Consider the following 21449-nt stretch of genomic DNA (forward strand, 5'->3'; position numbering starts at 1 on the left):
CTATTAAAAAGTGCTTAGTTTTGGAGTTTTAAAACGGTCGAAGCAATTTGCTTAGAAATCCCTTGATTCCTTCAACGTGACGAGGAGGATGATCGTTGACTCCTGTAATTGTTCCGGCTATCCATTGTATACAACGATAGGCCGAACTATCAGGTGAGCCTATACCGAGGGGGACCTGCTGCATAACAGCGCGGCTCATCAAAGGATCATCATAAACCCAGCCCCATAAATCAAGCGGTTCGTTTAAAAACTTGTGCACTGCTGTTTCCAGTTTTTTGTAGGTTGCCTGAGCTTCGCTTTCCGAGTGCACCCTATTGGCAACGACATGAATGGGTACCTTTATGTTCTCTTTTTTCAAGGTTTTAAGCACGCCATAGGCATCGATCAGAGCGGTAGGCTCCGGTGTTGTTAAGAGGACAATATCGTCAGCGCCCCGCAAAAAGTTAGTTACGGTATGCCCAATACCTGCACCCGTATCAATCAGCAGAATATCGGCCATTTTTTCTAACCGCCCGAGATTGGTTAAAACATTCGCAATCTTGTCTCTTTCCAGGTTAGCAAGATCCTGAACCCCTGCTCCTCCTGGAATAATCATGATTCCCTGCGGACCTGTCAGGAGGATTTGCTCAATCGTTTTTTCTCCGGTTAATAAATGTTCAATCGTATACCGAGCTGTAAGACCGAAAGAAATATCCACATTCGCCAGTCCCAAATCTCCGTCAAGGATAATGACGCGTTTCCCAGATTGAGCCAGAGCTAAAGCAAAGTTAACTGTGAAGTTTGTTTTCCCGGCTCCCCCTTTACCACTGGTCACAGCTAAAACTCTCATCTTAGTTTGTTCACTTTTTTCATCTGAGACCAACTTGCGCAGGGCGCTGGCTTGATCATTCACAGTGCTTCTCCTCTCCAAACACGAAGCGAGCAATCCGATTCTGGTTGGCTGCAACTATGTCATCCGGGACATTTTGTCCATTCGTTAGATAGGCCGTTGGGAGTTCTGCCTGATCTAAGAAATTCAATAAAGTCCCTGCACTGTCAGTTTCATCGAGCTTTGTGAAAATAAAATGGGTTGATACGTCTTTGAAACGCTGATAGATTTTAAGTTGATCAGCGAGTTGTGTCGTAGCGCTCATAACCAACATCGTATAGTCCGGATTGGCCTTTTTTAAGAAAGCTCGCAATTCTGACATATGCAAATCATGATGCGGGCTTCGCCCTGCCGTATCAATAAAAATTAAATCTTTATCCTTGTGACGGTTCTTGGCCATCTGAAGTTCTGTCGGTGTCATTACCACATCGACAGGAACGCCGATAATCTCGCCAAAGGTTTTAATTTGCTCTACCGCGGCAACGCGATACGTATCCGCCGTAATCAGAGCAACTTTTCGCTTATCGACAATACTAAAACCTGCCGCCAGTTTACCTATGGTTGTTGTTTTCCCCACACCTGTCGGACCGATCAAAGCGATAACCAGAGGTTTATCCGTGTCAGTCTGTATGGGTTCAGTGGTTCCGCAGATTTCCATGATTTCTGTTTCGATCTGAGAGTAAACCTCGCTGTCGTTATTCCATTGATTTTCAGGTAACCTTTGCTGAAGGTGACTGATAATCCGTTTAATTATCGTTTCCTCTACCCCTCGGTCTAGCAAACGATCTACCCATTTTTGCAGAGTTGGAGGCCATTCCTTTCTTTCACTTCCCAGTTCCTCGATTTGCTGATTGACTTTCTCCAATAATAAATACATTGACTTGAGATCAGGTTGAATCGTTTCCGATGGGACTTGAGTGTCACGCTGAAGGGTTTCCTGCCGAATTTGAACCTCAGGCCGAGGGGCAATCCTAACGGGTCTTTCTTCCTCAATATTATTGTCATACCTAGACCAATCGGAAACCGGCTTCTCTTCAATAGCAGCCGTTATTTCAACCTTCATAGTTCCAAAGAAACCTAAAAAACCTCCTTCGCGAAATTCACGGGTTTGCAGGATAACGGCATCTGAGCCAAGTTCCCTTTTTACTTTTCCCATAGTGTCTGTAACGTTGTCACCTACAAATCGCTTAACTCGCACGATCCATCCCCACCATTCCTATAGCTTGAACTTGTATACCTTGGACTAATTCATTATACGAAAGAACTATGAGATGCGGCAGTTGTCGCTCGGTGACTCTTTTTAAATTAATCCTGACCAAAGGAGCGCAAACCAACACGGGGCTAAGGCCTTTGAGTATAAATTTCTCTGCCTCACGAGAGAGATTTTGGACAATTCCTTGTAATACTTTGGGATCAAGGGCTAAATAGGTTCCATAATCCGAGGGCTGAATACTGTCAAGTATCTGCTGTTCAATCTGCGGATCAAGGGTAAGCACCGACAACGTTTTATCTTTACCAACGAGGGGTTGAGTAATCTGACGAGCTAATCCCTGTCTTACATGTTCGGTCAAGCGATCGATATCCTTGGTTGATTGAGCTTGATCAGCCAGAGTTTCCAAGATCGTTATCAAATCACGAATGGAGACCCTTTCTCTCAATAAGTTTGCCAAGACTTTCTGAACTTGGCCGAGACTGAGAATGTCCGGAATCAGCTCCTCAACAACTGCAGGGGCCTGCTCCTTAGCATGATCAATGAGAGTTTTTACGTCTTGACGGTTCAGGATTTCCCAGGCATTAGTCTTGATGACCTCAGTAATGTGTGTCGCTAAAACAGTTGGGGCATCCACAACCATCCAGCCCTTTAGTTCTGCTTGCTCTCGATAGGCCGCATTAATCCATTTAGCATCAAGTCCAAAAGCAGGATCTTTAGTCGGTGTACCTGGAATGGCATCATCATCCATTCCGCTGCTCATCGCCATATAATGATCGGCCAAAATCTCACCCATGGCGATTTCCGCTCCCCTGATTTTTATAACGTATTGATTAGGCTGTAAGTTCATGTTGTCGCGAACCCTGATCACCGGGACTATAAACCCTAGCTCGCTGGCGATCTGACGACGAATCAATACGATTCTATCCAGCAGATCTCCGCCTCGCTGGACATCCACCAAGGCCACCAGAGCGTAGCCCAACTCCAATTCCATATGGTCAATATTCAAGAGGTTTAACACATTCTCCGGCTTCTTACTGTCAGCAATCTCCGATTCTCGCGCGGCAGCAGTCTTTTGGACGACAGAAACCTTCGAGTTCTTACGGATCACAACACCGGCAACGATTAAAATCGCTGCCACGGTAACCATAGGAGCAGGCGGTAATCCCAGCAAGGCTAATGAAAGCAAAACCCCGGCTGTGATAAAGAGTGTCGTTGGGTTTTGAAATAATTGTTTGCTTAAATCCTGACCTAAGTTATTGTCAGAAGCTGCCCTAGTCACAACCAGTCCTGTCGCGGTAGAAATCAACAGCGCCGGTATCTGAGAAACCAAACCGTCTCCGATGGTTAGAATGGTATATTTATTGAGAGCGTCCAGCAAAGGCAGCCCTTGCATCGCCACACCAATGATGAAACCTCCGAGAATGTTAACAACCAAAATGATAATAGCTGCGATAGCATCCCCTTTAATAAACTTAGTGGAACCATCCATGGCACCATAAAAGTCTGCTTCACGCTGTATATTTTTCCGCCGTTCACGGGCTTGCTGTTCATTGATCATTCCGGCATTAAGGTCGGCATCAATGGACATTTGTTTTCCAGGCATGGCATCTAAGGTAAAACGCGCCGCGACTTCAGAAACACGTTCTGCCCCTTTGGTAATGACGATGAATTGAACGATGACCAAAATGAAGAAAACAACAAAACCAACAACAGGATTGCCACGAATGACAAATTGTCCGAATTGTTGAATGACCTGCCCGGCGTAACCATCAAGAAGTACAAGCCGTGTTGTCGAGATATTTAAGGACAATCGAAACAGGGTCATAGTCAATAAAAGGGAGGGCAAGGCCGAGAACTCCAAGGGTTCTTTGGAAAAAAACGCGATCATCAGAGTCAGTACTGAACCCGTAATATTTAAGGTAATTAATATATCAAGTAAACTTGCCGGCAGGGGGATAACCATCATGACTACGATGCCTACCATCCCAATTGCGGCGAGAATATCCGTATTGCTTAACAACCGGCGTTTCATCGATACGGCCATAAGTGGTTCCTCCTTTCAAGACCACGTGGTCAGCAGACACCTGCCGTCCTCATGCTCTTTTCTTTTTCTTTAAACGATAGACGAAGGCCAAAACCTCAGCGACGGCTTTATATAACTCCTCCGGAATACCCTGTCCAATCTCCACTTGAGCGTAAAGGGCCCGAGCCAGCGGCCTATTTTCCATAATCACGAGACCGTAGTCTTTCGCCACTTCCCGCATACGAAAGGCGATTTCATCTTGTCCTTTAGCCACAACATAAGGTGCACTATTGACTTTCAAATCGTAACAAAGAGCAACAGCATAATGAGTTGGGTTGGTAATGACAACGTCTGCCTTTTTCATATCCTGCATCATGCGACTCAAAGCAAGGGCGCGTTGCTTCCTCTTTATTTCCCGTTTAATTTCAGGATTACCCTCGGTCTGCTTAAACTCTTGTTTCAATTCTTCATGAGACATCCGCAATTGTTTCTCATGGTCCCATCGTTGGTAAAAATAATCCAATATTGCCAAGCCGAAAAACGATATTGAGATTTTCCAGCCCAGTTCCATCAAAGCTTGTCCGATAAAAACCGCTCCCTGCTTCACATCCAGTTGCTGTAAAGCAGGATAAATATTAATTCTGTCGCGAACACTGGCGTATAAAAAGTAGCCAATAAGAATCACTTTGGTCAAGGATTTTGCCAATTCCACCCAAGCTTTAACACCAAACATCCGTTTCGCACCACTGAACGGACTGAGACGGGAAATTTGCGGTTTCAATGGTTCAAAGGTGAAGAGAATTCCAACTTGAATATAGTTGGCTGCTAAAGCGACTACTAAACCTGTGACTAAAATAGGTCCTACAATCTGAATTCCCAGCCACAGGACATTGACCATCAGGCTGGCAATAGAACTCTCCGTCCACTCGGAGGAAAGGCCTAAAACATAGGGGAAAAGCTGCGCCATGCGCTGTATCATCACCGGAAGCCAGAGTTTAAGAAGTGCCACAGCACTTAAGAGCATAAAGGAAGAAATGACTTCCTGACTTTTAAAGATTTGGCCCTTTTTCCGGGCTTCTTGACGGCGTTTGGGAGTGGCCGGATGTTTTTTCTCACTCACTGCTTCCACCCCTGAAAGAGATTCAGAATCCACGTCATATTCATCTTAAAGAGATGAGAGACAGCTTCTCCAAAAAAAGACACTGAAAGAAATAAAATTATAAGTCCGAAAATAACCTTGACTGGAAAAACTACAGAAAAAATATTAAATTGAGGAGCTGTTCTCATCAGCAGACCCACCCCGATATCTGAGACAACTAACGCCCCGAAGACTGGCAACCCCATTTGTATGGATAAGGAAAATACATGGGCAACAAGCTCGACAAAAAAGTGATAATCAATAGGCAAATTTGAAGGGTTAAGAGGAATAAAAGCATAGCTCTTAACCATGGCAGCAATAAGATAATGATGGGCATTTGTAGAGAGTAACAGCATCGTTGCCAATACCATTTGAAAGTTACCCATCATAGGACTTTGTGCCCCGTAAACCGGATCTATCGCTGCTCCCATAGTGAAACCCATCTGAAAATCGATGAGTTGACCGGCACCCTGCAAAATGGCAGTCAGTAAATAGATGACATATCCGATAACTAACCCCACTAAAACTTCTTTGATGACCACAGCAACATAAGGCAACATCTCACTAGGAATAGTCGGGTTTGTGGCAAAGACCAAAGGATATACTACCACCGTAAAACAACCGGCCAAACTAAGTCTTATAAGCGTCGGGACACCTCTTGCACCAAACACTGGAGCTAATATAATCATTCCTGCCCAACGTGATAAAATTAGTATAAATAGAGAGAGGTTCCATTGGAGCAGTTGCGCCAGACTCAAATTACTCCCCCCAATTTTGATGCGCAAATCATTAACTCGACGCCTAAATTCGAAGTAACAAATGTCCTGCTATTACTGACCTTTAAAATGATTACATTGTACCAAAGGAAACCAACTGATTCAGTAAGTTTGTGGTGAAACCTGTTATTACGGATAACATCCACGGACCCAATAAAAGAAGAATAACTACAACCGCGATAACCTTTGGGATAAAGGAAAGCGTTTGTTCCTGGATTTGAGTCATGGACTGAAAAATACTGACCAAAAGGCCCACCAATAAGCTGGCACCGAGGATTGGCCCTCCCACAAGAATCACTGCCCCGAAAGCCTCTTTTGCTAAATAAAGCACCGTAGTCTGACTCACATTGTCTCTCCTTTTCCTTATTTAAAACTGGTCACCAAGGACTGTACCACCAAATGCCAGCCATCCACCAGGACAAATAAAAGTATTTTAAATGGCAGGGAGATCATCATCGGAGGAAGCATCATCATACCAATAGACATTAGGGTACTTGAAACAATCATATCGATAACCATAAACGGAATAAATATCGCAAATCCCATCTGGAACGCCGTTTTTAATTCGCTGATAACAAAAGCAGGAATCAGTACATACGTTGGAATATCCCGGTAAGTTTTAGGCCGCTCCATTTTAGCTAAACCCACAAAAAGCTCCAAGTCTTTTTCCCGAGTCTGTTTGAACATAAAATCTCTTAAAGGCTCTTCAGCCTTAGTTAAAGCCTCTGTTTGCGTAATCTGGTTCTTCATATAGGGTTGGATCGCATTCGTATTAATTTGATTCCATGTAGGAGCCATGACAAAGAAGGAAAGAAAGAGAGCTAACCCTACAAGAACTTGATTGGGAGGGAGCTGCTGGGTTCCCAGAGCATTTCTGACGAAGGATAGGACAATAACGATACGCGTAAAGGACGTCATCAACAACAGTATTGCCGGAGCCACACTTAATACCGTTAACGTCATTAAAAGCTGCAGGGATGTACTCAATTGCTGAGAGGTGGAATTTCCAAGATCCAATGTAACCCCGGCAGCGAAAACACTCTTCGGAGTTGCCAGGATCAAGAATGCCACAGCCAAAAACAAAGGAATTCCGCGTTCTAAAAGTCCGATGAGTCTGCTTGAAGAATGCACTATTTGTCAACCTCCTCAAGCAAACGTTCTAACTCCTCAGGGAAAATATTACCCTTGCGAGGATGTCTTTTACGCCATAGTTTAGAAATATTCATGATCCAGCCCTCAACTTTTTCTATTGGGCGTGAGGCGATTTCTTCTAAAATTTCTGCAGCCACATCAGGATCATTAATCTCACTGAGCTTGATGATATGATGGTCTGTTCCCCCCAAGACCTGTAATTGACCCGCGATTTCGACAAGGTACAAACTTTGCTGTCCGCCTAACACTTGTCGGTCAAGAACTCTGGCCCAAGGGGCATTCAAACTTTGAATCTTAGCGCGGTTGAGGCGGCGGATAATCCAAAGTGACACAAGCAAGATTAAGAGAAAAACAATTAAAGTTCCTATCAGTCCCCAAGCGCTGCCGGATTGCACCGCAGGTGCAACGCTTGCGCTTGCAGGAAGCGGTAGGTCTTGGTTGAATGATGGCATGACTACTTCAACGCCTTTGTGACAGCCTCGATGACACGCTCAGCTTGAAAGGGTTTAACCACAAAATCCTTTGCTCCGGACTGAATTGCCTCGATGACCATGGATTGCTGGCCCATGGCACTGCACATGATGATTCTGGCCTTCGGGTCACGTTTAATGATTTCTTTGACAGCCTGCAGCCCGTCCATTTCCGGCATGGTAATGTCCATAATCGTTAAATTTGGCTGCAATTCCATATACTTTTCTACGGCGATAGCACCATTTTCTGCTTCACCAACGACGGTGACTCCATTTTTAGTCAGGATATCTTTTAACATCATACGCATAAAAGCTGCATCGTCAACGATCATTACAGTAGAACTCACTTAATTTTCCTCCTTAATCTGTTCCAAACTTCCACTTTCATGTTTCATGAAGTGGTTACAACCCAATCGTCCCAAACGTTATGACTTGAGCGTATTCACACGCTCTATAGGTTGAACAATATCGGTTATACGAATACCAAAGGTTTCATTGACTATAACCACTTCACATTTGGCGATCAGCTTGCCATTGACTATCATATCGACTGATTCTCCTGCTAAGCGGTCAAGTTCGATCACTGAACCTGGCCCCATTTCCAAGATCTCTTTAATGGTTTTCTTCGCTCTGCCCAATTCTACACTAATCTGTAATGGTACATCGAGAATTAAGTTAAGATTTTCAGGTTGCTTCGGTATTTGTCCCTGTTGTATCGGTGCAAACTGAACCGGTTGAACCGGTGTCTGGATTCTGTTTTGAGCTGCTGCCTGTCCCCCTGCGTAAGGTGGGTAATTGGCTGATGGATAAGTGGCTTCATAAGACGGCGGCGCCGGCGGAGGAGTTTGATAGGACACCTGATTTGCGACATTTTGTTGAGGAGCCGCAGGTTGAGTGGTCGCAGCTGCAGGAACATCCCTACTCATAGCGGACATTAACTTGTTAACCATCCTTTGGGCTACACTCAGAGGGATGACCTGAATTAAAGTACTGTCAATAACATCTTCCACAATCATCCGGAAAGAAATTCGAACCAGAGGTTCATCCTGAGTCAAGGTGTCCCGAATAATATTACTATTCGCTGCCAAATCATTGAGCATTAAATCAGGCGGCGTAATGTCCACCGTGGCTTTAAACATTGTCGACATGGAGGTTGCAGCAGAACCCATCATCTGATTCATCGCTTCGGAGATTCCGCTGATTTGCAGATCCGATAATCCCGGAGTTGGGTTTTTTCCATCTCCCCCCATCATTAAGTCGACAATGACTGAGCCGTCTTGTTGCGATAAAATCAGAAGATTAGAGCCCTCAATTCCCACCTTATATTTGACGTTGCAAATCACGGAAGGAACAGGATAATCTTTCATAATCTGTTCCGAGGTTGTCACATCAACTTTCGGCGTGGTAATGTCAACCTTTTTACCTAAGAGCATGGATAACGTGGTTGCCGCAGTCCCCATTGAAATATTAGCAATTTCACCTAGAGTATCTTTCTCCATTTCACTTAAAGAATCTTCCGCTTGCATTGGGGCTGGATTAGAATCGAGATCTGCTGTCCCCTGAAGCAAGGCGTTAATTTCTTCTTGTGAGAGAATCTCATTCCCCATCTTCTTCCCTTCCTTCTTCTACGACTTCGGTAATTTGAACAGCGAGATGTTCTCCGTTAAGTCCTGGATTAGACTTGAATTTCATATACTTTCCGACATATATGGGAAGAGGTTCTGCCAGGGACTGCCGCAGGGGGATAACATCTCCCACAGCTAATTCGAGAAGGTCCCGCACAAGAATTTCGGAATGACCCAAAAACGCAACCACATCAACCTTTGCCCATTCAATTTTTCTGCGAATTGCAGCAATCTGCTCGGGAGAACTGACCTTAGCTTTTGTAGAGAATAGGAAGTAAGTACTTAATTTTTCTAAGATAGGCTCAAGAACCAAATAGGGCAGACAAACTTCGATCATCCCTACAGTGTCTCCAACGGTAACCTCTATGGTAATTAAAATTACCATTTCATTAGGAGCAACAATTTGCACAAACTGCGGATTTGGTTCCATGGCAATAAACTGCGGTTTTAATTCATAGACTTCGCCCCAAGCCTCTTCTGTCAGGTTTATCATATGAGTTAGGCGGTGTTCGACGAGTGTTTTTTCAATTTCTGTTAAATCCCGGTTCTTTTCAGCTCCTTGTCCTTGACCGCCTAAGATTCTATCCACGATTGTGAAAGCCAGTGAAGGGCTCACTTCCATCAAAACGGTCCCCTCCAAGGGTTCTAAGGTGAATATTCCAATGACAGTAGGACTTGGCAAAGACCGTATAAATTCGTCGTACGTGATTTGCTCAATTGAAAGAACTTTACTTTCAATGGCTGAATGCAAGTTTCCTGAAAGGAAGTTTGTCAGAGCGCGGCAATAGTTTTCATAGATATTTTGCAGGGAATGAATCTGATCCTTGGAAAACTTATTGGGACGCTTAAAATCGTAGACTCTGACTTTTTTTGTAGTATCCGTTGAACGCATTTCTTCAGCATCTACTTGCCCGTCAGACAGTGCACTTAACAAAGCATCAATTTCACTTTGGGATAAGATGTCTCCCATCGAATTCCCCCTCTCCTAAAGGAACTAAGTCCTCTTTACTACGTATAGTTATTGTTGGTAAACGATTTTTTCAAAGAAGACATCGGTTATTTTGTTATCTGCCACTTCATTAAGTTTCTTTAACAGTTCAGCCTTTAGCTTAGCTAAGTTCTCGGGGGTTTGTACATCGGCAAGAGGTCGGTTTAAGAGAACCGAGTTGACTTTGTCACTCAAGATGGCCGTGTCGGCTTTCAATTGAGTTAAGGCCTTATCGTCAGTAACTTCCAGGGTAATGGTTGTTCTAAGAATAGCCCCGCCTTGCAAATTAATTAGGACCTCACCGAGGGAGAGAAGGGGGCCGGTCTGTTTTGGCTGACTCACACCGGCAGCTGTATTTTGAGTTTTAAAGATCGTTTTTTGAGCTAAAACCGTTCCGCCTATACCGATTCCTAAGCCCAAGATAAGAGCGATGATCAGGAAAATCAGAACTTTTTTATTCATTAATTTGATCACTCCTCATTTTTGGAAACTGCTGGCAAATACGCCGAAACTCAATGATACGTTCGATGAGCACTTCGATGCTCTCTGAGACCACGTATTTATTTCCACCCGTTAAGGTTATGACCGTATCCGGGGTTTCTTCCATTGTTTCAATCAGGTCACAATTTAAGGCAAAAGCTTTGCCGTTCAAGCGAGTGACGTAGATCATAACTTCATCCTTCCGTTAACACTTTGTCGAATATTTTTTCTGTTGCCAATGAAGAATCTGACCGGTTTCATCCAAGACCTTCTGTTCCTTAATAAGTTCTTTGATTTGAAATGCTTTAAACTGTTTTTCTTTCAAGCGTCGAAACTTCTCTGCTTCTCGATGCGCCTCTATTAAACGACAACGCGCTTTCTCCATCATCACTTCTTGCGCTGACTTCTCTGCTTCGCGTTCCTTGAGCCGGCGTCGCTGTTCAAAAACATACGTTTGCCAAATGGCTAATTTCTCCGGAGAGTGGAGTCCGGCATTCCTCTGACCCTCTAAAGCATCATTGAAGCGGCCAAGTTGAGTCACACGGGCCTCAATACAAACTTGTAAACGCTGCATTTCCTGAGCAAATTCTCGTTTGGCCACATCTAACAGTTGATCAGCCAACCGCTGGCTCGCATCAAAACGAAATCGAAATCGAGCCATTCCTTTCACCCCTTTAGTCCAGTATCTAACTCCAATTTTCAGAGGCTACGCTTCTAAACTTTGGGGGTTATTCACTCTAGAGCATAGATTCCGTTAAGCTGCTGAAGCGTCTCTTCGAATCCCGAACTTTCTGAGACTCCTTGCCTAGTAAACTCCTGAATCCGTTCTATATACGCAATAGCGGAATCAATCCTGGGATTGCTTCCCGAAGTATAGGCTCCAATGTCAATCAGATCTTTGGCATCACGGTAAACCGCAAGATGTTCCCGAAATTTTGAAGCCAAGTCTTTATGAACTGGACTAACAACATCATTCATCACCCGACTCACGGACTGTAAAATATCAATCGCTGGGTAATGATTCTGCATGGCAAGGTCCCGTGTTAAAACAATATGTCCATCCAGAATCCCGCGCACAGTATCGGCAATTGGCTCATTGTGATCATCGCCATCCACCAACACTGTATAAATTCCGGTGATGCTTCCCTTCTCCGCCATTCCGGAACGCTCTAAAAGTTTTGGTAAAAGTGCAAATACAGAAGGCGGATATCCTCGGGTTGCAGGAGGTTCGCCCACCGTAAGCCCCACTTCTCGCTGAGCCATGGCAAAGCGTGTTACAGAGTCCATCATTAACAGTACATCCTTACCTTGATCTCGAAAAAACTCAGCCACTGCAGTAGCGGTAAAAGCAGCTTTTAAGCGAACTAATGCCGGTTGATCCGATGTCGCCACAACAATTACAGAACGTGCTAATCCTGCGGGTCCAAGATCTTTCTCAATAAAGTCCCTCAATTCCCGCCCCCGTTCCCCTACCAGAGCAATAACGTTGACATCAGCCACGGTATTTCTGGCCATCATTCCCAATAAGGTGCTTTTACCTACACCGGAACCGGCAAAGATTCCCATCCGTTGCCCGCGGCCAAGGGTTAGCAGCCCATCAATCGTTCTTACTCCTACACTGAGAACGTCCGTTATTCGTGGACGTAAGAGGGCGTTAGGCGGCTTATTTTGCAAAGGGTAAGAGTTTTCGGTCTTAAGCGGACGCCCATCGATGGGATGTCCCAAACCATTGAGAATTCGCCCCAAAAGTCCGGACCCTACTGAAACGGTTAACTTCTGCCTTTGAGGGATCACGCGGTCGCCGGGAGCAATTCCTTCAAGTTCCCCTAAAGGCATTAAGAGAGCCGTGGAATCACGAAAGCCAACTACCTCTGCGGGAAGTTCATTTCCGGCGCGAGTAAGAATATGACAGTACTCACCCACACTCACTCTCGGACCGGCAGATTCAATCATCAGTCCTACAATTTTGGAAACCCTTCCTTGGGCAGAGACAGGGTCAATCTCCTCCGCCTTCTGAAGCATTAATTCCCAAACTCCCATGTTTGAACTCCTCTCGTAAACTGTGCTCTATTTTATCTAATTGAGCACTTAGTCGAGCGTCAAATATCCCTTCCAGACAATCCAAGTAACAATCGCCTTGACTTAAGGATTCATCGGGGATCAAAGGGCAAGGCAATTGATTTTCATCAAGCCAGCCTGCGTCTGCTATGGATACATGCAGTTTCCACCCGTAGCGTTCCTGAGGCAGCTGCATCAGAGCTTGGATCGTTCTCATGAGTTTCTGGGGCTCAACGGCAAAACTTGATCTCACAATTCTCTCGGCAATCTTTATAGCCAAATGGAGTATCTCTTCGTCCACTTTTGCATATTCTTCCTGAAAAGCATGCTGAGCCATTTGGAACAGCATAAGAGCGTTTTGCGACAAGCGGCTTCCTTCAGCTTGGCCTTCCGCCAGACCGGCTTGATAGCCTTGATCCTTAGCCGCAGGATATACTTCCGCCCGGACTGATTCCCTAACCTCTGCGCGCAGCCGTTCCATATCATTTTGTGCCTGAGTTCGAATTGCTTCAGCGTCAGTCTCTGCTTGCCTGATGATCTCTTGAGCGTCAGCTTCTGCTTGAGCCTTGATAGCCAGGGCTTCTTTTTTCGCCTGGTCTAACGAGAAGGCAATAAGCTCCAGCTCTTCATCTGTGGGTGAAGACGACTGGTCTAAGTTCTCCTGACCCAAATACTGTTCTGTCTCAGCACCGCTAACTTTTTCTCTAACAGCAGTGTCCGCTTGCACAACCCTAGGAGTCCATTTCAGCAGATGAGGTGAAGATACCTCTACCTCCCAACTTTTTACGACACCCGCTTTAGTAAACAATTTCGTCTGCGCCTCCCCTTGAAATGACTATCGCGCCACCCTCTTCCAGTTTGCGTATCACTTTCACAATTCTCTGCTGAGCTTCTTCGACATCTCTTAAGCGAACAGGGCCCATGAATTCCATATCCTCTTTGAGCATCTGTCCGGCCCTTGAAGACATGTTGGCCATGACTTTCTGCACGACTTCCGGATTGCTCCCTTTTAAGGCCAATCCCAAATCCTTCGTGTCGACTTCGCGCAATACCAGCTGAATACCACGATCATCAAGAGTGATAATATCTTCGAAGACAAACATTTGGCGTTTAATTTGTTCCGCTAAATCCGGATCGTCTTGCTCCAAAGCATCCATGACCACTTTGACTGTTCCCGGATCGGTGCGGTTAAGAACATCAACAATATTTTGAATCCCGCCGGAACTTGTATAATCTGTCGGTGCTAAACTAGAGATCTTTCGCTCAAGAACCTTCTCGATTTCTTTGAGTACATCTGGGCTTGTTCGTCCCATAAGCGCAATCCTCTTGGCCACATCCGCCTGCCGTTCTTGGCTAAGGCTAGCCAGTAAGGTTGCTGCTTTATCCACAGGAAGATGCGTCATAATAAGGGCGATGGTCTGCGGATGCTCACCTTGGATAAAAGAAAACAACTGTTTAGGGTCGGTTCGGCGGACTAAGTCAAAGGGGCGCATTTTTAAATTGGTAGCCAGCCGGCTGATGATCTCCTGAGCTTTGGATTCACCAAGTGCCCGCTCCAACACTTCTCGTGCGTAATCTACTCCCCCGTGGGAGATATAATCATTGGCTAAACACATTTGATGAAATTCTTGAACGACATTGTCACGCTGTTCTGGAGTAATTTTCCCGACATTAGACATCTCCAATGTCAATTTCTCGATTTCTAATTCACTGAGATTCTGCACTATCTTGGCAGAATTATGCGAACCTAATGTTATCATTAGAATCGCTGCTTTTTGGATTCCCGTTAAAGGCTGCGCTTGTGCCATTGTTATCTAACTCTCCTCTGCTAACCAGGTCTTAACAAGACGAGCCACTTCAGCCGGGTTATTTTGTGAATACTTTTCAACAGCCTCTTTCGTCTTTTGCATCAGGATTTCATCCTCTGTAGTTATCTGTTGCTGAGCCAATTTGGCCTCTGCCTCTTGCTCCAGCATCTCCTTAGACAGCAGGCGTTCGGCATCGGCAAGTGTCACCGGCTGGTCAGTGTTCAGACTCAACATTCTGCTTGCCCGGGCTTTCCTTGCTCGTTTAACTGCAAAACCGATGATTACCAATAATCCCAATAAAACACCGGCACCAATTTCGGCATAGGTCATCATCTGCTGCCGTTGTTGCGCATTCGCCATGGCCTGTTGTTCTTGCTGTAAGGCAGTTTTATTAAAGGGGAGGGCAGCCACTTGAATTTGATCCCCGCGAGTTAAATCAATCCCAGCTGCAGATGATACAATCGACTTGATTTGATTCAGTTGATTCTGATTAATCGCCGACGAATCTGCCATAACCGACACAGAAAGACGTTTAATTGCACCCGGGTTCACCACTTGCTCTTCTTGGGTTGAATCAACTTGGTTATTAATAGTATTTGTTGACTTTGTCGAGCTGGATACCCCTTGGGTTGCCGCCTGATAGGTAGGGGGCCCATTTGCTGTCAAGCCCGGAGTCCCGCCGGCTGCAGAGCCATTTGTCGTGTTTTCCGTAGAATTTTGCTGACTTACAATTGCACCGGGACCATAAGTCTGCTTAGTACGTTTAATTTGATCAAAATTCAAATCCGCATTAATGCGAACGATTGTCTCGTTCGGACCCAGAACTCTGTCCAGCATACTTTGCACAGATTTTTGCATATCGCTTTCCACAGATTGTTCCAGTTGATACTGAGTTTGGGTAAGACGATTTGGACTGTCACTTTTCCCCAAAATATCCGAGAGGACATTTCCATTCGTATCCACGATCGTCACATTAGTCTGCTTCAATCCTTCAACGGAACCGGAAATCAGATTAGCAATGGCGCGGATTTGATCTTCACCCAGTTGAGTCCCCGGGGCAAGCTTGAGTGTTACCGCTGCAGTGGTGGCTTTTTGATTATCGGTAAAAAGTGAGTCGTCCGGCATCACCAATTGGACCCGGGCATCTTGCACACCATTTAAAGTTTTCAAAGTATCTTCTAACTCATTTTGCAATCCAAGGGTATACCGTAGTTTACGGTCTGCATCTGTTTCTCCTAAGTGCATGGTATCCAAGTAAGCAAAGCTGAATTTACTTGTTTGAGGGAGTCCTGCATTAGCCAGTTCTAAACGGATTTCTGAGGCTGACTGTTGAGGAACCAAAATTGTAGCACCGTTGTCTTGCAATTGATAGTCAACTTTTAGGTCTTTAAGTTTCGTTGTAATTGCTCCGGCATCGGAGTCAGTGAGCTTTGTAAAAATAGCAACATATTGGGGCCGGCTAGCCCAGCTGATTAAAGTAATCATCGCAATCAGAACCAATAGAGGAGCAACCACCGTAATTACTTTCTGTGGGCGAGAAAGCTTATTCCAAAAATTCTTAACCGAGGTCTTAATCCCGGCCCAAGAATAATCCATCCTTCACACTCCTTTCCTAAAATTAAATTCCATCACTTTTCTCCTTAACACCCATCAAAAAGTACAAAGCGATACGTATAAGTATATATAAGTACGTTTTAGCTCACATTTGCATAGTCATAATTTGATGGTACGCGTCAAGTACTTTATCACGCACTTGGACAGTTAAAGATAACGACAGATTGGCTTTCTCCAAGGCCACCATAGCCGTGGACACATCTTGAATCTGACCGGTAGCAAGCTGCGTACTGGCATTGTCGGCATTGACTTGTAGGGCATTGACTTGCCCTAAAGCGTCACTTAAAAACTTGGCAAAATCAGTCCCCGCCTTTTGAGCCCCATCTCCAGTCTGTGAAGCAGCGTTATTCCCAGCCGTCACCTGAGAAATCGGATTAAGCATTCCCGGCGACATAATGGGAGGTATGGAAATACTCATCTATATTTACCCCTTTCCAATTTCTAAAGCTTTTGTAGTCATCGACTTACTGACATTGAGAGCGGTCACGTTCGCTTCATAGGCCCTGGATGCTGAAATCATGTCCACCATTTCAGTCACAATATTCACATTCGGTTCTCGTACATACCCTACTGGGATACCCGGTTCAGCGACCTTGGCAGCATCCGGTGAATCCGGATTGTACTCTAAGCGGAAGGGGTCTTGGGTTTCGGAAACGCTGTTGATACTCGAAACTTCAACGCCATTCCCTGAATTTTGACCACCCATAGTCGCCCCAAGCACATCAGAAAAGGACGTTGCCGAGGGACGCGGGACAAACACCGCTACTTCCCGTCGATAGGGAATAGGATTGCCGGCGGGAGTCAACTGACCCGTCCTCGTTGTATTGATATTAGCAATGTTATTGGAGATCAAATCCATTCGCAATCGCTGGGCTGTCAGCCCAGAAGAGCTGATATCAATTGATCCAAATAAGCTCATTCCTTTACCCTCTCTTCATTACGCATTCAACAATCGTCCTTCCTATCTGCCCCAATGGAACGATTCGATCCGCAAGGCCGGCTTCGACCACAGATCTTGGCATGCCATAGACAACACAAGTCTCCTCAGATTCCACAATAGAAAACCCTTCTAAGGCCTTGACTTCTTTCATTCCCCTGGTCCCATCATTGCCCATCCCTGTCATGACAACTCCAAGAGTCCCTTTACCAACAGACTTAGCTAGAGAAAGCAACATGACATCGACGGAAGGGTGATAAAGCGTAGGGATAGGGGCATTATCCCCAATCTGAAGCGTTAACTGCCCTGACTTACGCAGGACTTCTAATTGCTTACCGGCAGGTGCCACATAAACGGTACCGGCTTTTAATACCTCTCCATGGATACCTTCCTTGACATTTAACTGGCAAAGCCCGTTCAAGCGCTGGGCGAGAGGTCCAGTAAAACCGGCGGGCATATGTTGGGCAACCAGAACAGGAACCGGAAAATTTCCGGGCAAAACCGGAAGAACTGCTTGTAAGGCGGAGGGTCCGCCTGTTGACGTTCCAATGGCAACAATCTCAACCGCATGCTTAGGTAAAACGGTACTCTTGATTGCCGTCGATGGGCGCGGAATTTGCCCTTTGAGCGGAGGGGCACCCGGCGAGGAGGCTGAAATCTCAACTTTCCTCCCTGTTGTTTGATTCACCGCCCCCAAATTTCCGGCTACTCCTACATTATTAGTTAGCCCTTTGCGTCCAAGCCGATTGAGATTTACTTCCGCAGCTGCCAAAACCTTCTCTACCAAATCATGTGAAAGCACCTGCAGATCGTCCCCTTGTTTTCCCGTTGGCTTAGCAACAACATCTACAGCACCTAGATCTAAGGCCTTTAACGTAGCTTGGGCCCCCTCAGTGGTTACCGAACTTAAGATGATTATCGGCGTTGGCTGCCAGCGCATAACCTCTTCTAACGCCCTTAACCCGTCCATTACAGGCATCTCGACATCCATTGTAACCACCTGCGGATGAAGTGACTGGAGTTTTAAAATCCCTTCACGCCCATCCCGGGCGGTATCTAAAACCTTAATTTTCGGGCTCTGACTAAGGATTTTTTGCAGAGTTAACCGCATAAAAGGGGAATCATCAACAACCAGAACTCCTACAGGTGTTTTAGGACTTTCGATCATAGTTAATCTCCGCCCATAATTTGGTCGAGTTCTAAAAGAATGAGCAGCCGCTCACCGGTTTTTCCAACTCCACGAATGAATTGGGAATCTACACCTACAGCAATCGGCGGTGGTGGTTCGATGCTTTCGCTGTCTAAATGTAAAACTTCAGTTACCGCATCCACACGAATCCCGAAGACTTTAGACTGGACTTGCAGCACAATGATCCGGCTTAAATCCGTTTCTTCTGTCCGAATCATTCCAAAACGGGTAGCCAAACTTACCACGGGGATCACGTTCCCCCGCAAATTTATGACGCCTTCGATATATTCCGGAGCGTTAGGTACTCGAGTAATCGGCGGAATACGAATTATCTCCTGAACACGCATAATATCAACAGCAAATTCCTCAGACCCTAAACTAAACGTTACTAATTGTTCTTCAGCCATGTTATTCTCCCCCTTAGATTTTTCTCGTAACTAATACGTCTTGAAGAAGAGATCCAATATCAAGAATCAAGGTAACTTTACCGTCTCCGAGAATAGTTGCGCCGGCAATTCCCGGCAGATTATTCAAAAAATCCCCCAATGACTTAATGACAACTTCTTGTTGTCCGCGCAGCTCATCGACAATAAGCCCCAGTGCTTTGTCACCAAAGCCCACAACCACGACAAAAACCTCATCCTTAGGAATTTCAGAATCAGGAAGACCAAACTTTTCCTGTAAAGAAATTAAAGGCAAGGTGTTTCCACGCAGTTGAACCATCTGAAGACCGCCTACCGTTTTGATCTCCGAGCGGTTGACCAGAAGGGTTTCTAAGACAGAGGACAAGGGAACCGCATAAATTTCTTCCTTTACTTCCACAAGCAGAGCCTGAATGATCGCCAACGTCAGAGGCAGACGAATGGTGAACGTAGTCCCCTTTCCTTGGCGAGTCGCGATATCTACCATTCCTCCAAGATTATTCAGAGCTTTTTTCACAACATCCATGCCAACGCCCCGGCCGGAAATGTCCGTTACCTTATCGGCAGTACTGAAACCCGGCAAGAAGATAAGATTAGCAATATCATTGTCAGAGAGCTCTTCTCGTTCCCCGATCAAGCCTTTAGAAATTGCTTTGTTTTTAATCTTGTCAAGATCCAGGCCGCCTCCGTCATCGGAGATCAGAATTGCGATATGGTTCCCATCATGGTAGGCATCAAGGGTCACAGTTCCATGTGCCGATTTGCCTGCCGCTCGGCGTTCTTCAGGAGACTCAATACCATGATCCACCGAGTTTCGAATAAGATGCATAAGAGGGTCCCCAATGACTTCTACCACTGTTTTATCAAGCTCAGTGTCTTCACCCTTAAGCACAAGATCAATTTCTTTACCTGTCTTTTTCGCAAGATCCCGCACTAACCTAGGAAAACGATTAAAGACAGTGCCAATCGCCACCATGCGTAAGCGCATTACGCTCTCCTGAAGATCATTCATCAAGCGTCCCAAGTAGACATTAGCTTCATTTAAATTGTTAACCATGCTGTCGGTACTGTATTGGGCTTTAAGGTCCAAACCAATTTGCACCAATCGAGTCCGGGTAATAACCATTTCTCCGACAAGGTTAATGAGATTATCCATTCTAACTGTATCAACCCGGATCGTATGGACTTGAGTGCTGCCTTCTCCACTTGCAGTTCCAGTAACTGCCGCTGCCGGCGGGGATTTTACTGTTGAAGTTTGTTTGGGAGGTTCGGAGACACTTGGCGCAGCGACTTCCTTAGGTGCAGGCACTTGCTCTTTGCTTGGAGGCTCCGCAGTCAGATAGGGAAATACTGTAACATTTGTTATATCGGTAATTTCTAAGACTTCTTTTTTAATCTCATCAGCAGGTTCATCACTCACCAGCAGAATAGAAAAGCTATTTGCCTGTCCGGCTTCTAACTCTTCAACACTCGGAATAAGCTTTATCACTTTGCCCATTCCTTCGAGCCGTTGAGTAGACATTACTGCTCGGACCGCTTTCATAAGTGTATTGGGGTCTAACGTCACTTCAATCTGATAGACTCCGTGGCCCATGTTATGGGCTTCGTCCACTTTTTCACTTTCCTGTTGCGTTAAACGAAAGTCGATAGGAACAAAATCCACCGGAGTTTCTTCCTCATGACTGAGGACTGCCGCTGTGCTCTCCGTAGCAGGTGGTTTTTCCCCATTGAGTAAGGCTCTCATGGAATTTACTAAATCCTCAGATCCATGGGTAATAGGCTGACGTTTTTCGACCTGTTCCAACATTGCTTTGACTCTGTCAGTTACGGCAAGCAATAGGTCAATCATCTCCAAGGAAACTTCCATTTTACCCTGCCTCAAACGATCCAACAAATCCTCAGCAGCATGGGTTATCTCAACAATCGGGGTAAACCCCATTGTACCTGAAGCCCCCTTCAAGCTGTGTGCCGAACGGAATAGATCGTTGATCAATCCAATATTTCCGCCCTCTTTTTCTAATTGCAATAATCCTGCTCCGAGCCTTTCAATCTGCTCTTGAGAATCCAATAAGTAGAAATCTAAAAACTCTCCCAATTCGACTCCTTGATTTTTCCCATCATCCTGGCCCATGCTTGTCACCCCAATCATTTCGCGTTATTCCACAGTTTATTTTTTATACCGGGTAATCTAGGGCACATAGTAAATGTTCATAACATTATCACTTATTCGACACATATCTTGTGGATTAGATATGTTCTTTTTATATGTGCGCCTTCTATATAAATTATTAACTTAGATACTTTTATTCGCCATCTTTTATTATACTCCTCCACATAAGCTGATGAATTTCCTAAATACGATAAGTCCAAACTAATAATAACCTTTTTTTCTTGCTTAGTAATATAGGACTTTCGGGTAAAAATGGTAATTCTGAGTCGCATCTAACATAGTCCTATCTAATGTTATAGATTTTAGAATCATTTTTTATATTTGAAATCATCATGAATCTTTCTTTAATGATTCATTCTAGCATTATGAGACTAAGCCGTACATAGTTTATTCGACAATTATCGCAGGTATATAATAGAAAAATAGCAAGATGTTTTTCCAATTCATCCTGCTATTTCCAAAAATAAATATTTTTATTTAAATTGATTTTGTTGCTGATGTCTGATCATTATATGCAT

General features: G+C 44.9%; 23 protein-coding genes. All 23 read right to left on the reverse strand.

Going from position 1 to position 21449, the window contains the following annotated elements; all coding sequences use genetic code 11:
• Positions 1–28 precede the first annotated feature (28 nt).
• The 23 genes from DESACI_RS18200 to DESACI_RS18310 all read right to left on the reverse strand — a co-directional run bounded on the left by DESACI_RS18200 (position 29) and on the right by DESACI_RS18310 (position 20892).
• Positions 29–892 (reverse strand): MinD/ParA family protein, encoded by an 864-nt coding sequence (locus DESACI_RS18200; RefSeq protein ID WP_014828678.1) that lies wholly within the window; start codon positions 890–892, stop codon positions 29–31.
• Entirely contained in the window at positions 885–2066 is a 1182-nt protein-coding gene (gene flhF, locus DESACI_RS18205; protein ID WP_014828679.1) for a flagellar biosynthesis GTPase FlhF, read from the reverse strand. Before flhF ends, DESACI_RS18200 begins: the two co-directional genes overlap by 8 nt.
• A complete protein-coding gene (flhA, locus tag DESACI_RS18210; protein WP_014828680.1) occupies positions 2056–4125 on the reverse strand; it encodes a flagellar biosynthesis protein FlhA in 2070 nt (689 codons plus the stop codon). The genes flhF and flhA overlap by 11 nt, the downstream gene beginning before the upstream one ends.
• A gap of 49 nt (positions 4126–4174) precedes the next feature.
• A complete protein-coding gene (gene flhB, locus DESACI_RS18215) occupies positions 4175–5224 on the reverse strand; it encodes a flagellar biosynthesis protein FlhB (RefSeq protein WP_014828681.1) in 1050 nt (349 codons plus the stop codon).
• Positions 5221–6000: a flagellar biosynthetic protein FliR gene (fliR, locus tag DESACI_RS18220; RefSeq protein WP_014828682.1), complete on the reverse strand. Its 780-nt coding sequence runs from the start codon at positions 5998–6000 to the stop codon at positions 5221–5223. Before fliR ends, flhB begins: the two co-directional genes overlap by 4 nt.
• A 91-nt stretch (positions 6001–6091) precedes the next feature.
• Entirely contained in the window at positions 6092–6364 is a 273-nt protein-coding gene (gene fliQ, locus DESACI_RS18225; RefSeq protein WP_014828683.1) for a flagellar biosynthesis protein FliQ, read from the reverse strand.
• Between the two features lie 17 nt (positions 6365–6381).
• The gene (gene fliP / locus DESACI_RS18230; RefSeq protein WP_242833201.1) at positions 6382–7107 is read right to left on the reverse strand and encodes a flagellar type III secretion system pore protein FliP; all 726 of its coding nucleotides are present in this window, start codon (positions 7105–7107) and stop codon (positions 6382–6384) included.
• Between the two features lie 41 nt (positions 7108–7148).
• Entirely contained in the window at positions 7149–7622 is a 474-nt protein-coding gene (locus tag DESACI_RS18235; RefSeq protein ID WP_014828685.1) for a flagellar biosynthetic protein FliO, read from the reverse strand.
• A 2-nt stretch (positions 7623–7624) separates the two neighbouring features.
• Entirely contained in the window at positions 7625–7972 is a 348-nt protein-coding gene (locus DESACI_RS18240; protein WP_427846755.1) for a response regulator, read from the reverse strand.
• Positions 7973–8065: 93 nt separating this feature from the next.
• Entirely contained in the window at positions 8066–9247 is a 1182-nt protein-coding gene (gene fliY, locus DESACI_RS18245) for a flagellar motor switch phosphatase FliY (protein WP_014828687.1), read from the reverse strand.
• Positions 9237–10235, reverse strand: coding sequence for a flagellar motor switch protein FliM (fliM, locus tag DESACI_RS18250; protein ID WP_014828688.1), 999 nt, complete (start codon positions 10233–10235; stop codon positions 9237–9239). Before fliM ends, fliY begins: the two co-directional genes overlap by 11 nt.
• A 48-nt stretch (positions 10236–10283) precedes the next feature.
• Complete coding sequence (locus tag DESACI_RS18255; RefSeq protein WP_014828689.1) at positions 10284–10715, reverse strand: flagellar basal body-associated FliL family protein; 432 nt, start codon at positions 10713–10715, stop codon at positions 10284–10286.
• The gene (locus tag DESACI_RS18260; protein WP_014828690.1) at positions 10708–10923 is read right to left on the reverse strand and encodes a flagellar FlbD family protein; all 216 of its coding nucleotides are present in this window, start codon (positions 10921–10923) and stop codon (positions 10708–10710) included. Before DESACI_RS18260 ends, DESACI_RS18255 begins: the two co-directional genes overlap by 8 nt.
• Before the next feature lie 15 nt (positions 10924–10938).
• Positions 10939–11394 (reverse strand): flagellar FliJ family protein, encoded by a 456-nt coding sequence (locus DESACI_RS18265; protein ID WP_014828691.1) that lies wholly within the window; start codon positions 11392–11394, stop codon positions 10939–10941.
• 71 nt (positions 11395–11465) lie between these two features.
• Positions 11466–12773 (reverse strand): flagellar protein export ATPase FliI, encoded by a 1308-nt coding sequence (fliI, locus tag DESACI_RS18270; RefSeq protein WP_014828692.1) that lies wholly within the window; start codon positions 12771–12773, stop codon positions 11466–11468.
• Positions 12730–13599, reverse strand: a complete 870-nt coding sequence (locus tag DESACI_RS18275; protein ID WP_014828693.1) for a FliH/SctL family protein — start codon at positions 13597–13599, stop codon at positions 12730–12732. Before DESACI_RS18275 ends, fliI begins: the two co-directional genes overlap by 44 nt.
• Positions 13589–14599 carry a flagellar motor switch protein FliG gene (gene fliG, locus DESACI_RS18280; RefSeq protein ID WP_014828694.1) on the reverse strand — a complete coding sequence of 337 codons (1011 nt, stop codon included), beginning with the start codon at positions 14597–14599 and terminating at the stop codon, positions 13589–13591. Before fliG ends, DESACI_RS18275 begins: the two co-directional genes overlap by 11 nt.
• 6 nt (positions 14600–14605) lie before the next feature.
• Entirely contained in the window at positions 14606–16195 is a 1590-nt protein-coding gene (gene fliF / locus DESACI_RS18285) for a flagellar basal-body MS-ring/collar protein FliF (protein WP_014828695.1), read from the reverse strand.
• Positions 16196–16298: 103 nt separating this feature from the next.
• Positions 16299–16631, reverse strand: coding sequence for a flagellar hook-basal body complex protein FliE (gene fliE, locus DESACI_RS18290; protein ID WP_014828696.1), 333 nt, complete (start codon positions 16629–16631; stop codon positions 16299–16301).
• Between the two features lie 6 nt (positions 16632–16637).
• Positions 16638–17132, reverse strand: coding sequence for a flagellar basal body rod protein FlgC (gene flgC, locus DESACI_RS18295; RefSeq protein ID WP_014828697.1), 495 nt, complete (start codon positions 17130–17132; stop codon positions 16638–16640).
• Between the two features lie 4 nt (positions 17133–17136).
• A complete protein-coding gene (locus DESACI_RS18300) occupies positions 17137–18318 on the reverse strand; it encodes a protein-glutamate methylesterase/protein-glutamine glutaminase (RefSeq protein ID WP_014828698.1) in 1182 nt (393 codons plus the stop codon).
• 2 nt (positions 18319–18320) lie between these two features.
• Positions 18321–18746 (reverse strand): chemotaxis protein CheW, encoded by a 426-nt coding sequence (locus DESACI_RS18305; protein WP_014828699.1) that lies wholly within the window; start codon positions 18744–18746, stop codon positions 18321–18323.
• 13 nt (positions 18747–18759) lie between these two features.
• Positions 18760–20892, reverse strand: coding sequence for a chemotaxis protein CheA (locus DESACI_RS18310; protein WP_041276134.1), 2133 nt, complete (start codon positions 20890–20892; stop codon positions 18760–18762).
• Between the last annotated feature and the right edge of the window lie 557 nt (positions 20893–21449).

It is taken from the genome of Desulfosporosinus acidiphilus SJ4 (assembly GCF_000255115.2).
Classification (GTDB): Bacteria; Bacillota; Desulfitobacteriia; order Desulfitobacteriales; family Desulfitobacteriaceae; genus Desulfosporosinus; species Desulfosporosinus acidiphilus.

Bases quoted from the DNA above. Each gene is read 5' to 3' on its own strand.
- flhA (WP_014828680.1), bottom strand. From the start codon at position 4,125: ATGGCCGTATCGATGAAACGCCGGTTGTTAAGCAATACGGATATTCTC.
- DESACI_RS18235 (WP_014828685.1), bottom strand. From the start codon at position 7,622: ATGCCATCATTCAACCAAGACCTACCGCTTCCTGCAAGCGCAAGCGTT.
- DESACI_RS18240 (WP_427846755.1), bottom strand. From the start codon at position 7,972: ATGATCGTTGACGATGCAGCTTTTATGCGTATGATGTTAAAAGATATC.
- fliY (WP_014828687.1), bottom strand. From the start codon at position 9,247: ATGGGGAATGAGATTCTCTCACAAGAAGAAATTAACGCCTTGCTTCAG.
- fliM (WP_014828688.1), bottom strand. From the start codon at position 10,235: ATGGGAGACATCTTATCCCAAAGTGAAATTGATGCTTTGTTAAGTGCA.
- DESACI_RS18255 (WP_014828689.1), bottom strand. From the start codon at position 10,715: ATGAATAAAAAAGTTCTGATTTTCCTGATCATCGCTCTTATCTTGGGC.
- DESACI_RS18260 (WP_014828690.1), bottom strand. From the start codon at position 10,923: ATGATCTACGTCACTCGCTTGAACGGCAAAGCTTTTGCCTTAAATTGT.
- DESACI_RS18265 (WP_014828691.1), bottom strand. From the start codon at position 11,394: ATGGCTCGATTTCGATTTCGTTTTGATGCGAGCCAGCGGTTGGCTGAT.
- fliI (WP_014828692.1), bottom strand. From the start codon at position 12,773: ATGGGAGTTTGGGAATTAATGCTTCAGAAGGCGGAGGAGATTGACCCT.
- fliG (WP_014828694.1), bottom strand. From the start codon at position 14,599: ATGGCACAAGCGCAGCCTTTAACGGGAATCCAAAAAGCAGCGATTCTA.
- fliF (WP_014828695.1), bottom strand. From the start codon at position 16,195: ATGGATTATTCTTGGGCCGGGATTAAGACCTCGGTTAAGAATTTTTGG.
- fliE (WP_014828696.1), bottom strand. From the start codon at position 16,631: ATGAGTATTTCCATACCTCCCATTATGTCGCCGGGAATGCTTAATCCG.
- flgC (WP_014828697.1), bottom strand. From the start codon at position 17,132: ATGAGCTTATTTGGATCAATTGATATCAGCTCTTCTGGGCTGACAGCC.
- DESACI_RS18300 (WP_014828698.1), bottom strand. From the start codon at position 18,318: ATGATCGAAAGTCCTAAAACACCTGTAGGAGTTCTGGTTGTTGATGAT.
- DESACI_RS18305 (WP_014828699.1), bottom strand. From the start codon at position 18,746: ATGGCTGAAGAACAATTAGTAACGTTTAGTTTAGGGTCTGAGGAATTT.
- DESACI_RS18310 (WP_041276134.1), bottom strand. From the start codon at position 20,892: ATGGGCCAGGATGATGGGAAAAATCAAGGAGTCGAATTGGGAGAGTTT.